Consider the following 13,787-nt stretch of genomic DNA (forward strand, 5'->3'; position numbering starts at 1 on the left):
GGCGGCTAAAGCCGCACGTTCGTTTTTCCTCCCCCGGCTAAAGCACAGGGGTTTCCAAACGTATCGGAGGTTATCATGATTAGCTTTTTAATTACTTGGCTAGTCGCCGCAATTTCTCTGGTGATTACCGCCTATCTGGTCCCTGGTCTGTCAGTGGCCAGTTTTTGGGCGGCGGCGGTGGCGGCGATTGTAATGGGATTGGTCAATGCGATCGTGAAACCGATTTTGGTGCTTTTTACCCTCCCGCTGACGATTTTGACCTTGGGCTTATTCCTGTTGGTGGTCAATGCCATTACCCTCGGATTGGTGGGCTATCTCACTCCGGGCTTTTATGTGGCAGGGTTCTTCCCCGCACTTCTCGGTTCCATCGTTCTCTCTTTGGTCTCCGGTCTGATTGGGCGTTTCGTCCAAGAAAGCAGCCAGGAGGTTTAATTATACTGTAGGACTCGCAATATACACCAGCGGGGCGCACTGCGGTGCGCCTTTTTTCGATTGACTTATACTATATGCTTCTTTTGGGGCGATTGAAATCGCGCCTAGGCAAGCATAGTCCGCTACAAAACCCTATACCCCCTAAGATTCCTCTTGTTGTTCCAAACTTCGCAGACGCGCTTCGAGTTCGGCAATTCGCGCTTCTGCCGCTTGTCGCGCTTGCGCCTCTTCCCGATGACTCCGGAGGAGTTCCCCGGTTTCGGGGTTATAAAACCGCAGTTCACCTCCAGGCAGCGATCGCAATTCTAACCCTAACACTTCACTCCAAATCATTTGTGTCCCATCGGGTAACGCGGTTACCTCTATGGGAAAGTAATTGCCTTCCCTTAACCTTAATCCCTGGAGTGGAGGACGCAGATAATCCCCGGTTGGATCGTATTGGAAATACTCGGAGACTCCCAAAAAAGCATAGATTCCTTTTTTCGCTCCTTGGTCTTGACTGCGGGTGCTTTTAGAGGTAATCTCTAGCACGAAATCAGGTTTTTTATCCCCTTCTTCCCAAGTTTTATAAAAGCGTCGTTTGCGTTTCTCTACCCCAAAGACGACAAAGGTATCGGGAGAAACCACGCATTCTGGTTTTCCCTGTTCGTAATAGATAAACAAATTGCCCGAAACGTAGACATCCTGACGGTTTTGGAAATGGATGTCCAGGGCTTCAACGGCATAAATCAAATAATCCCGTGTTGGATCGCTTTCTGCCATTGGTTTACCATCTTCCTCGGGATATTCTATTTGTTGTGAGGCTTGACTAGGCGAAATTGTCATCGTCGGATCCCTCAACTCAATGTTTCTATCTATTTTATCTTAACAATTCATCTACAAAACTTACGTACTACCCTCACGAATCGGGTGGGCAAGCAAATATTTGCCCACCCTACAGGTCTAAATGTAAGGTGCATCCTGCCCAGCGTATCCAATGTTTAGGGTCGGCAAGTTAAGTCAGTCCTAATTTACCACAAATGTTGCCTTTTTCTCCTCGATTTTGATAAAAATTTCCGATCGCGTCACCCGGGGAAGGTATAAACCCGACGGAGAAACCCCCAGACACAGAAAAGGGTAAAAATTGAGATGAATCAACAGGGGAGAAGAGAATACACTGGAAAGAGACCAACTGGATGGAGAGGGAACCCTCATGGAAACGAAGCGAAAACTAAGCCTTCCGCAAATGGGATGCGGAACCTGGGCCTGGGGAAACCGACTGTTGTGGGGATATGACCCCAGTATGGACCGACAACTGCAAGAGGTTTTCAACCTTTGCGTGGAAAACGGCGTCACCTTATTCGATACGGGAGATTCCTACGGAACGGGTAGACTCAACGGACAAAGCGAGAAACTGCTGGGAAGATTTTCCCGCGAGTATCGAGGGGTAAACCAAGAGAAGATTTGTATTGCAACCAAACTTGCACCGTATCCCTGGCGCTTGACGAGAAAGGCGATGATATCTGCAGGGGAAGCATCGGCGAATCGGTTGGGGAAAAATGTGGATTTGGTGCAGATGCATTGGTCTACGGCAAATTACGCCCCTTGGCAAGAATGGCCCTTGTTGCAGGGATTGGGAGATTTATACGATCGCGCTGAAGTGAAGGGCGTGGGGTTATCCAATTACGGGCCAAAACGCCTGCAGCGAGTGCATAAAATATTTCGCGATCGCGGTATTCCGATTACCAGCTTGCAAGTGCAATACTCCCTCCTTTCCACCTATCCCGTCACCGAATTAGGCATTAAAGAAGTCTGCGACGAATTAGGCATCCAACTCATTGCGTATAGTCCCCTAACGTTGGGCGCATTAACGGGAAAATACTCGCAAAATGGCCCATTTCCCAAAGGCATTCGCGGCATACTGTTCCGACAGATGTTGCCCAAGATTGGCCCGGTGTTGCAGACCCTAGGAGAAATCGCCCAGGGGCGAAACAAAACACCCGCCCAAGTTGCCCTAAATTGGTGCATCTGTAAAGGAACCATTCCCATTCCTGGTGCGAAAAACTTGGAACAAGCCAAACAAAACATCGGCGCGATGGGATGGCAATTAGATGCCGGAGAAATGGCGGAACTGGATAAGGTTTCTGCCCGGGTGGATAAACCAATGGTGCAGAATATTTTCCAAACCCAATAACCGCGCCATAAAATGGGTTTGAAAAGCCCCTGGATCGGGGTGTGGGTAGACTTAGCCCGCCTACGCGGGCTAATTTAAAAGCGCCTTTTGACAGGCGGATTTGGTATTATATCGACCCCGGAAGAATCGCAATAAAGAAGAATTAGTCTGCGTAGGCGGACGAAGAAAACCCAGGCGCGATCGCAATCGCCCGCCACAAGAAGGCCATCGACTAAACCGGGGATGATCTAACTACCGTTGAATGCCTTTAAAGCGTTCTTTTGCGGCGGAAAATGCTTCTTGCATGGCGGCTTGAATTTTTTCCGGATCGGGTTTTTTGCCGCCCATCAAGTCGCCGAAGTAGACACAAGCGCCTTCGCCCAAGGCCCAAGTATAAGCGGCGGCCCAAGTGGCGGCGATCGCGCTACCCAACACCGGGACAAATTTAATCAGTTCCCGACCTACGGCTTGTGCGACAAAACCGCCGGCGATCGCGCTAACCACGCCCCCGGCTTGCGATCGGGTGAGAGTTTGCCCGTAGAGGCGGCCCAGCAGACCCACCATCGACACCTGTAACGCAGTTAACACGGGCATGGTGGCAAAGGGAAGGGGAACCACCGCCAAGGTTGCAGCCATCACGGAAAAGGCTAACATATATCTGCGCGCCACATCGCGATACAACGACCCCAATTCCGAACCGGCTTGTTCGTCCAATAAGGCGTAGATAGCCCGGGCTTCGGCTTCTGGAAGCAAGTCAGCTAGGGCATCGCGCAGGGCTTCTAAGCCGTAAAATACGGGGGTATATTCATCTTCTTCGAGGGTAAAGTCAATGGCAACAGCGCGATCGCACAGGTCGGAAAAATCTTCTTGTAGGGCGGTAAATGCCCGTTGCAGGTCCTCATACTCTGGCGCATAGGGGGGATGATCCGTGACTGAGGGGGGATATACTTCATGCAGGCAAGTCACCGCCAGCAAGCAGGGGATATCGGGATAGCGCGATCGCAATTCTTCCGCCACTTGGCGCAGGGTTTCCGTGGCGAAATCGTTAATTTTAACCGTCAAAATCAGGATTTTTGCTTTGCGGGTTTCCTGCTGCAAATCTCCTTGTAATTCCTCGATAATCGCGTCGGTTTTTTGAGTCGTATCCCCGAGACCTACAGTATCGGTAAAAATCAGCAAGGGCAAATCGCTTGACGGATAGGCATAGCGTTCCGTATTTTGGGTATGGGGACGAAATCCCTGGCCGACAATTTCCGCCGAAACCCCGGTGAGTCCTCGGACGATGGAACTTTTGCCTGCTTGGGGTTTGCCAATTAACAGGGCTTCCGTGGTGGGCAATTCGGCGCGAACCTGCTGCAAAATGTCGGCGATTTCTGCTTCGCTGACGTTGAACCATTTCATCGCGGTTTGGGTGGCGCGATCGAAGGGTAACAGTTGCGTGATGCGTCCCCTGGCGTCGTTCCAGACTCCCGCAATGCGGTTTTTCCAGGAATTATCTGAGGACGACGGGGTAGCGTCATCAGTGGGTTCGCCAGACAGTGAGTTCGGATCGCGTGGTTTGCTCATGGACATGAAAACGGGTGGTTGCTGTACGCTCAATCTTGCCCGAGGGTGGGATGCCCTGGCGAGGGGTGGAGATTGAGACGGTGGGGTTTGAGAAATACTTTATTACAATTGAGGGCGATCGCGCTCTAGGCTTCCTCGGCGTGCAGGAAAAATCCCGGGGCTGTCACGCCTCCCGCTTCATTTTAACATTTGCCGCCCTCAGGTATCGGTTCTATCTACATGGCTTTAGGGTTAAAGCTTTGCCGATGTCTTCCCTTGTATTCTCATCTTTTGGCGAGGGAAAGTGTCAAGAAAGAAGTGGGAAAAATAGTAGTTTTGAGGGTTAAATGTCGTTTAAGCAATTTCAACTGTGGGTATGTAGGTTGCTAATTTTAAGTTTTTTGGGTTATAATAAAAAGTTTATACCACCGAAGATGGGGGTGGTAGAGACACAGAGTGCAATTTCCCCCCTAAATTATTCGCCTAGGTGATTTGTGCCGAGCAATGGGAAAAAGCAACGAACCTGAAATAAAGCGCGATCGCCCTAGACGGCGGTTGCGGGATCCATTACTCGCGATCGCCCTTCCACCCGATCCCCGACCTGTATTGATAAACTGTCCCCGTTCTTTAGCCCAGCAATATTAAAACAAAACTTATCATTCGTTTCCAATTGGTAGGAGTACAATAGAAGTAGGTTAAAATCTTAAAATTTTTAGGGGTCAGCCGAATTGTGCCGACAATTATGATAAGATGGTTGATTAATTTTTTTATAGTATCCCGCGATCGGCGGAAAGCTAGAGCCAGATTGGGACCGGGAGAAGAGCCGTAGCATAGCGTTGGACAGCAAAAAAGGGAGCAATGAAAATGGAAGCGAGCGAACTACTGAAACTGTACGAAATGGGAGAACGGGACTTTGCGGGGGTAGACCTCAGTGGAGCGGACTTGCGACGAGCGAACCTCGCCGGAATCCACCTCAAAGGGGCGACCCTGCGCGGGACAAATTTGAGCCGCGCGAATTTAACCCGTGCGGATCTCAGTCAGACCGCGATGCACTGGGCGAACCTGAGTTTCGTAAAAATGGAAAATGGCAAACTCAGCGATGCGGACCTGACCAAAGCATCCCTGGCGGGGGGAATTTTAGTCAAAGCCAAGTTACCCAGAGCAAAACTGAGTGGAACCAACTTAAACGGAACCAACCTGAGAGGAGCAAACCTGCGGAGTGCGAATCTCAGCGGTGCGAGCATGGAATGGGTCAACCTGCGGAATGCTAATTTAACCGGCGCGAATTTGAGTTGGGCGAATTTATCCGCCGGGAGACTGAGTGGGGCGATGTTATATAGCGCCCAACTCAACGGGGTGAATTTAGAGCAAACCTATCTGAATGGGGTTGATTTAAACGGTGTGAATTTGAATGGGATTAATCTGCGCGATGCCAAATTGAACCACACCAATTTAGAAGGGGCGACCCTGATGGTGGCCAATCTCACCGATGCAAAACTGCGATCGGCCAGTTTAATGGGGGCTGATTTAACCGGTGCCACCTTAGCAGGAGCGTCTTTAATTAAAGCGAATTTGAATTGGGCCTCCTTGCATCGTGCCGATTTGAGCGCAGCGGATTTAAGCGAGGCGACATTGGTAGGAACCAATATAGAACAGGCAGATTTTGCCAATGCGATTTTGCCCGAATTGACCCGCAAATACTTTTATTTAACCACAGGAGGGAGTGCGGCGGCGAGACAAGAAAGAGCCGTAAGTGCGCCAGTGGGTTGAGAGAAAAAAGAAGAATGAAGCATTAAGAATTGAGCCAAAAGGCTTGGGGGGGTTAGAGGTTAATGCTTCATTCTTATCGCGGTGTTAGGCCAGGATTAATCGATTCTAACCCGGAAGCGGATAAAACCATATTCCCCGGGAGACAGCGCGCCGACCTCGACCACCACTGCGCCGCGCACGTTTGGTAACGCACAAGCGTTAGGGGCGATCGCGCCAGGGGGATAGAACCGACCGCGATCGGGCGAGTCATTAGCGCTACTGAGATAAACCGTCGGCGTCGCCGAGTTGAGCGCCAGCGCGATGCCCAGATTTCCCGCCAACCCGCCATCCGTCGGCGTTCGCCCGTTAAACGCATTCAAGATAAACTGCTGCGCGTCCTGCAACGGGTCGCAAATCGTCACATTTTCCGCCACCTGATTGCCATCGGAGAGGAAATAGATAGTATATTCTACCTCATCGCCGGGGAGAATCTCAACATCCGTTCTGCCCCGCAGGAAATTGGCAGGCCAATCCGGGAGGGAGACGGTATCGGTAAACGAAATCCCATTCACCCGAGTCACTCGTTTGATTAATTGCAAGCTGGGGATTCTCGGTATAGTAGGCACCGTCACGCTATCCTCGTTATTCTCCGGTGTAGGGTCAGACTGATCCACCCCGGTGATGGAGGCGGTATTTGTAATTGGGTCGGCGGTCTCCACCGTAGCAACAATCTCGATACTCTTACTGGCTCCATTCTCCAACTCACTCACGCTCCAAACCCCAGTATCAGGGTCGTAAGCGCCGTCGCTATCATCCGACACGTAAGTTAAATCGCTGGCCAACTGTTCGGTGACTTCGATATTCGTTGCCGTTGACGGGCCGTTATTCGTAAGGATGAGGGTATAGGTAATCGTATCTCCCTCGGTGGGATTGCTGTCACTGACACTTTTCGCCAGAGACAGGTCAGACAGTTGCTCCGGTACGGTAACATCGTCCGCATTATTGTCGGGGTTGGGATCTGTGGCGCTCGAACCGGTAATATTGGCGGTATTTGTAATTGGGTCGGCGCTAGTGACTTCGGCGGTAATTGTGAGCGTTGCGCTTGCGCCATTAGCCAAATCGCCGATCGCCCAGACACCAGTGCTGGAGTTGTAAGCGCCGCCGCTATCGTCCGAAACGTAGGTCAATCCCGTAGCTAACGGTTCGGTGACTTGCACCCCTGTGGTATTGGAAGGGCCGTTGTTGGTGACGGTGAGGGTGTAGGAGATAGTGTCGCCCACCGTGGGATTGGGGTTATCCACGGTTTTGGTAACTCCCAGGTCAGCCGTTGGCGTGAGCGTGTTGGTGTCGGTGCTGCTGTTGTTATCCGAGTTCGGATCGGGGATACCACTGGGAGGCGCAACGGTGGCGGTATTGGTCAAATTCCCGGTGGCTGCGGCATCCACCGTTCCGGTAACCGTAAGGGTGATGCTGTCACCTTGGGCCAGAGTGATACCCGTCCACGCACCAGTATTGGAATCGTAACTGCCGACGCTTGGGGTAAAGGTAGGCGTGAGGATAGTGGCGGGAACGGTATCCGTGACGGTGAGACTGGTGAGGGTACTCGGACCATTGTTGGTCACGGTAATCGTATAGGTAATCTCTTCCCCTGGAGTTACGGTGGTTTGACCGTCATCTTTCACAATCCCCAAGTCAGAGGAGGGAGGAGAGACCGTGGTACTGATAGTGGCCGTCTCCGTGCGGTTTATGGTGTCGGAAGTACCGTCATCGTCCACCGGATCGGTGACATCATTCGGTCGCTGTACGGTTGCTGAGTTAACTAACGGGTCAGATGCTGCCAAATCCACCGTTCCGGTGACGGTAAAGGTGGCGGTAGAGTCATCGTTAAGCGCCAAGGTGGTGTTGATATTATTCCCCGTTCCCGCCGGATCGCCGCAGGTACCCGCACCTGTAGTAATAGCACAAGTCCAAGTGACATCAGTCACGTCGGCGGGAATGGTGTCTGTGAAACTGGCGGGGGAGGCGTCGAGGATATCGCTGGGTCCTTCATTGGTCACGGTGATGGTATAGGTAATGGAGGTCCCCGCCACCACCGCCGTTTGGTCGGCGGTTTTGGCGATTTTTAAATCCGCTTCTCGAACCACCACAACGTCTTGCACAACTACTGGAGACGAGGGGACATAGGCCCAAGTGTCAATGCCTCTGTTATTACCAAAGTTATTGGTAAATGCGTGCGCTCCACCACTACTATCAACCCCAACCAGAGCACGAGGGGGAGTGGGCGCATTAGCAGGACAGGTTGTCGTGTCACTCGGATCGGTACACAAGCTAGTATCGTCATAGTAGATGGTTCTATCGCCTGTGTCCACATTTGCGATCGTGATCCCGTTGGGCATTTGCTCCACATCCAAGAAGGGAAAATGGACTTCCCCGGCATTCAACGAAATCTGAGCGCTATAGGCCACATTCCCCGGAGGCACGGCATTTCCCTGTCCGTCTAAGCCATCCCAAAATACCGTGTTGGAACCGGGGTCTGCGGTACCAATCAAAACGCGGTCTATCTGGTCTTGAAAGTCTCCATCGTCATTCAGGTCGAGAACTATTGTATAACTTCCTTCAAATCCCGCCGGAACGTCAAAGGTAAAATTGCCGCCTAGGGGGGTAGTTCCCGCCTGACCCGTAGTTCCTTCTACGCCGGCGAAGGCAAGATTTGAAGGAGTCGGTACTGCTTCTTCTGTGTTTCGCAGCCAAGTATCACCACTCGCAGACGGGACATCTGAATTGGGAAAATCACCCACTGCTGGTGAATTGAAAAAAATCTTATGCGTGCTATCATCGTTGGCGATGTCGGTAGGATCTTCAAAGGGAAACGGAGCGGTACCGGGTAAATCAACGGATTGAAACAGAGCGTCTCCAGTGGTGGTGTCGATAAATCCTTTCTTGTTGGCAAAAAAGAAAAATCCAGCCGGCTCAATCCCATTCAGGTTCACTTGGTACCGATAGCCATCCTCGGTCAATACAAACGCCTGCGAATTGACGGGCTGAATCGTGAAGCCGCCAGCAAATGTAAAGCTGGCATTAAGGGCTAAGGAGTTGCTAAACGCTCGACCTGGGATGGCGACGGTACTGGTATCATTTGCGCGAACTGTAACATCCCAAGCCGCAACAAATGGATCGTTGTTGTTCGGAGCAGGCCAATCACTATTCGCGGGCCTGGGGTTGGGATCATTTGTCCCACCGGGATTGGGACTTTCAAAGTCGATTTCCCAGACGCCGGTTTCGGTTACGGGTATGGTACAGGGATCGTATGCATCGGCAGCGGCACTGGTTGTGGAAGGGCCTGCGACTTCTGCAGCCCGGTTGGCGATGACCCCATCCCCTGCGGTTGTTGTTGCATCGCAACTAACGGCTGGACCGGTGGGCGGACGCGCTATGATATCTGCTCCATTCGTCCGAAAGGCACTAGAAGCCAAATCAATCCTTTCTCCCGCTTCGGCATACACTTTAATCGTAGTTCTAAATGGAATTCCACTGATACTGGTGTTACGAAATTCCAAAAATGGCCGATAGCCGCCGTTGGCGGTCAGTTCCCGACTCCCTTCGGCGCGCACGCTGGTGGCATTCAACAGGGAAAACAGAATCGGTGCCACGAACAGCAACCGACCCATCCAGTTCCCGGATACATTGATGGGGTTCATCGCTCACCTCCCGCCTGAGTTCCTTCCGGCGTTCTCGCTGGGGCGGGAATATCTTGTCCGAAGCCGGGCCATAATTGATTCAACTTGAAGGTTAACCCTAAATACGGCCCGGACGCCGATCGCTCTCCCTCAAAATCGCGATCGCTCACCTCCCCAAACACATATCCTGCCGCCAACCTTAACTCTGGCGTCACGTAAAACCCGACTTCCGCCACCACGCCAAACTCATCATAATCGGCTTCCGGTTGGTGAATCCATCGCCCTTCTCCAACCACATCCCACCGATATCCCAACCGATAGGTGGCTCTTACTTGCCCCAACGACACTAACGACGTCCCCACTAAATCATCCGCTAAATAAGACGTCCCATGTCGCACGGCTGCTTTTCCATAAAACTCCCATCGCCAATTCGGCGCATAAATCCCCTCCAACGCAAATGTATGATCCTGCGCTTTTGTGCCGGAATCAAACAAAATACTCTCCGGTATCGTCGCCGCATTTTGCCGAAACTCATAGCGCAACAACCCATTAAACCGATCGCTTTCTGGATTCCGATAAGCCAACCCCAGCCGCAAATGAATCGTATCCCCAATATCCTCAAACAACTGATTGGACGATGAGGCTTGCTGATACCTTCCCAACACCGATAAGGAGTCGGTAATCTTCCCACTCGCTGCTGCTGAAATCACTGTATTGTCTCCACTGCTGGAAAACCGATGTTCGTAACGGGCACTGGCGGAAAAGTCCGGATTCCCCGTATATTCAAACCCAATACTATAACTATCCCCCCCTCTAATTCCCAAGGACGATGCACTTTGTCCCGGGGCGACGGGTTGCTCGAATTGACTCCCGGAACCGGTGCGCCCAAATAAGGAGCCAAACACATGCTCGTAAGCTAAATTCACCCGAAATCCGGGAAACACGGTCCACCCATGTCTGATTCCCAATGCGGCCCCCATTGTTTGCCCGTTCGCGAAGGAATATCGCCCGGTCAATATCGTATCTTCGGTTAAATTATAATCCCCATTCAAATTCACGCTGGTGATGGAATTGTCGTCAAATTGTCCCCCGGTAAACCATACTTGATTCAGTTGCAATGTCACCCCCGGAAGCAGTTGCCAATCTAACCCGAGAATCGTCCGGTCTGGATAAACCGTATCCTCATCTCCCAACAAATTTAATTCATTTTGCGCCCGAAAAGAAATTTTATCGGTAATCGGTACGGCTAAGCGCGATCGCAATTGCGATGAGGTCACGTCTAAGGGACGAGTTGCTTCCTCATCGGTTCGGTTGCGCCACACCCAATCTAACCCGACAGTTGCCCGTCCGATGCTCTGTTGCAACCCTGCTGTAATTGTGGTTAACGTATTGTCCACTTCATTCCCGGGTAACGCTTCTTGTCTGGGTCGCAAAAAGTCATCCAATACGGTTATCGGTCGCGGGGTCGCCCCAAAATTTCGCTCCCGGTCGTAAGAAAACTGTAGTAAGGTGCTGTCAGTCAATCGACTGGTTAATTGTCCCCCATATCGCGTTTGTCCGGGGACGAAACTGATGGTGGCATCGTTGGCAAATCCTTCGTCGGTATTGCGATAGTAAAGTCGTCCGGAAAATGGTCCGCCAGTGGCGGTTAATTCGGCGCGATAGGCTTCTCCGGTGACGAGTCCTAAAACTTCGGAATTGTTGGTAGAGTGGGCATATTCGGCGATAAATTGGCCGCTGAATGGCGATTTGAAGTTGGGTACCTCTTCTTCGGGATTCACCTGCCGCGATCGCTGCCGATTTTGCCCGAATACATACATCACGTCGGCCCCATACAATTCAAAATCCCGAATGCCTTGATTTTGCCGCACGTAGGTCGCCCCTATCCAACTCGGCGCGTTATAATCTCGGGAAAAGTTATAGCGAATTCTTCCGCCCCATAAGTTGGTCTCTCCGTCTCTTTCTTCATGTTGATAGGTGGCAATAATCCGTCGCGTCACTACGGTTTCTATGCCGTTGACGGTAATCACATCGGTTCGCAATATCGGGTCGCGAAACAATATCGCGCCGCGATCGTAATCGATTTCGTAATCTTCTCCTCGATTCAGCGGTTGTCTTCTAACAATATTTCCGGGCCGCCCAATTTCTTCGAGTTCTAAAAACAGGTTCTCGCTTCCGGGAATCACTAACCGATTGGAGAGAAAATAATACCCGCTGGTCCCGTCGGGGGCGATCGCATCTCTCTGGAATCCTTCCACATCATTGGCATATAACCCGGTAATCTGCAACGGCCCCAAATTATAATGCCCTTTAAATCCGTGAAAGGCCCGACTAATCGCGGTGTATTCTTGCGATCGCGTGGCCAATTCTCCAGTCCCGTAGTCTCCCCACATGAAATAGTCCAATCCCGCATTCTCAATCGGGGAAGACCGCTCGAATCTCAAATACACGCTGTCGCTAGAGGAGGCGATCGCTTCTACGGTGGACGCATCTCCATACAGGGGATAATTCTGTTCGGAAAACTGGGTGTCGCTAAATAGTCTTTGTCGGTTTCCGCTACAGTCGCAATTAATGGCTCTCTCGCTATTATATGCCCCGGTAAACAACCATCCGCCAATTTCCCCAATGGCAAATGCTGTCCCTTCTAAATCCAATTCGTAATCGTTGTCTTTATCTGGGGGCAAAAAGTCCCGAAATCTCCCCCAATAATCGGTTCCGCGCGGTCCAAATCGGAGATTGACCGCCCCGGTGACTAAACTGGGTCGCAAGTAGGTGTCGAACTGTATCTGGGTAAACGCTTCTAGCAGTCGCCCCGCGCCAGTTTCTCGGTCTAGCGCCGCCCGGATTCTCGCGGTTTGCGCGTCTAATGGGGCGCGCAGTTGGGCGCTGAATGTACCGGCGATCGCCTGTACCTGAAATCCGGGGTCGTCGGGATTGAAGTCCTCGCCGATGAATTCCCCGGCACTGGCACTTAAGGTAATCACTGCATCCCGCGCTGACAGATTCCCGCTTTCATCCAGGAGCTGTCCGCTGACGTTGACTACTGACCTGCCGTCTGCTGGCGCTCTGGTTTCTCGGGTCTCTACGATTAGCTCGTTGGGCGCGCCTTCTACAAATACGGCGATCGCTGTCTGTTCCTGGCTATCGCGCTGACGCAGGGCGATCGTGTTTTCCCCTTCTCGCAATGGCACTCCGTACCAGGTCTGGGTGACAATGCCCGTATTCGGATCCTGTTCGGTCCGCCCGATTAACTCCGGCGATTGGATTTCCCCGTTCACCACTAGCTCTATTTCGCTGTTTTCGGGGAATTGTACGGTGACTCGCGTGGCGGGAACATCCAATACCGCCTCGGGACTGGGGGAAATAATCGCCAGCCCATCCCCAACTACGGATTGTCCTACTTGCGATATCCCCTCCCGGGTAGTGGAATCCTCTATCTGCAATTGAGAATTAGAAATTTCCCCGGCGTTGTTCTCATTTTCTGCTTCTGATGTTATTATTTTGCTATAGGGAATTATTCGAGACGGAATGATTCCCGTGGGGGAAAGGGGGTAGTGTGTCTGGATGTCGAGATTTTCCCCTTCACCGCCCCACTCTAAAGTATTGACAAAATCGATAATCTCTCCGCTTTCTGCTGTAGCTACATTTGCAGGGCTATTTTTGGGTGTGTCTATTGCTTCAAATGCCCATAAGTCGCCACTTTCCCGGATTTCGCGATAGCTCTGCTTGCTGACAGATTGTGTAGCTACATTTGTTAATACGTTGTCATCAGTTAAGCTGAGGGTGGAGCTTGCAAGTGGCAGTACATTTGTGTCTACATTCGTAGCAATTTGGGCTTCCGGCAAATCCGGCCAAATTCCCCTCTCGTTACCCAATTTTTTGCCTGTCTCAACAATCGTGGCAACAGGTATGCTTACGTAAAGTGCTACACTTTCTGGTTTTTTGGATAGCTCAAATCCTGACTCTGCCTGCAATTCAAGGAATTCGGTAAAATTTACATCTGTTGTTTTATGGTCATCATATAACAGATTGCATGTTGACAATTGCAGTATATCTGGAAATGCGGAGTGTTGGTTCTCGCGTGACAGGATTTCCTCGCCCGGAAAATATTGCAAATTGCATGTTGACAATTGCAGTATATCTCGGGAGTCGCCCTGGGAATTAGCGATCGCCTCGTCTAACTGTAGATTCCCCGTTGACAACTCTAGGCGAGGTGTAGTTTGAGAGTTATC

7 protein-coding genes are annotated in these 13,787 nt (G+C 51.3%); 3 read left to right on the forward strand and 4 right to left on the reverse strand.

Annotated elements, in window-relative coordinates:
* Window positions 1-75 precede the first annotated feature (75 nt).
* The gene (locus tag LKK83_RS07015) at window positions 76-432 is read left to right on the forward strand and encodes a phage holin family protein (RefSeq protein ID WP_324630278.1); all 357 of its coding nucleotides are present in this window, start codon (window positions 76-78) and stop codon (window positions 430-432) included.
* A gap of 141 nt (window positions 433-573) precedes the next feature.
* On the opposite strand, the gene LKK83_RS07020 is transcribed toward LKK83_RS07015, so the two are convergent.
* Window positions 574-1,257: a Uma2 family endonuclease gene (locus LKK83_RS07020; protein WP_324630279.1), complete on the reverse strand. Its 684-nt coding sequence runs from the start codon at window positions 1,255-1,257 to the stop codon at window positions 574-576.
* Window positions 1,258-1,624: 367 nt separating this feature from the next.
* Between LKK83_RS07020 and LKK83_RS07025 the strand changes: the two genes are divergently transcribed.
* The gene (locus tag LKK83_RS07025) at window positions 1,625-2,605 is read left to right on the forward strand and encodes an aldo/keto reductase (RefSeq protein ID WP_324630280.1); all 981 of its coding nucleotides are present in this window, start codon (window positions 1,625-1,627) and stop codon (window positions 2,603-2,605) included.
* 231 nt (window positions 2,606-2,836) lie between these two features.
* Here the strand turns inward: LKK83_RS07025 and LKK83_RS07030 are convergent, their stop codons facing one another.
* Window positions 2,837-4,150, reverse strand: coding sequence for a GTPase family protein (locus tag LKK83_RS07030; RefSeq protein ID WP_324630281.1), 1,314 nt, complete (start codon window positions 4,148-4,150; stop codon window positions 2,837-2,839).
* Between the two features lie 837 nt (window positions 4,151-4,987).
* On the opposite strand from LKK83_RS07030, the gene LKK83_RS07035 reads away from it, so the two are divergent.
* Window positions 4,988-5,899, forward strand: a complete 912-nt coding sequence (locus LKK83_RS07035; protein WP_324630282.1) for a pentapeptide repeat-containing protein — start codon at window positions 4,988-4,990, stop codon at window positions 5,897-5,899.
* Between the two features lie 95 nt (window positions 5,900-5,994).
* Here the strand turns inward: LKK83_RS07035 and LKK83_RS07040 are convergent, their stop codons facing one another.
* The gene (locus tag LKK83_RS07040; protein WP_324630283.1) at window positions 5,995-9,576 is read right to left on the reverse strand and encodes a DUF7507 domain-containing protein; all 3,582 of its coding nucleotides are present in this window, start codon (window positions 9,574-9,576) and stop codon (window positions 5,995-5,997) included.
* Complete coding sequence (locus tag LKK83_RS07045; RefSeq protein ID WP_324630284.1) at window positions 9,573-13,430, reverse strand: hypothetical protein; 3,858 nt, start codon at window positions 13,428-13,430, stop codon at window positions 9,573-9,575. Before LKK83_RS07045 ends, LKK83_RS07040 begins: the two co-directional genes overlap by 4 nt.
* Between the last annotated feature and the right edge of the window lie 357 nt (window positions 13,431-13,787).

The organism is Phormidium sp. CCY1219, from assembly GCF_035615515.1.
Classification (GTDB): Bacteria; Cyanobacteriota; Cyanobacteriia; order Cyanobacteriales; family Laspinemataceae; genus CCY1219.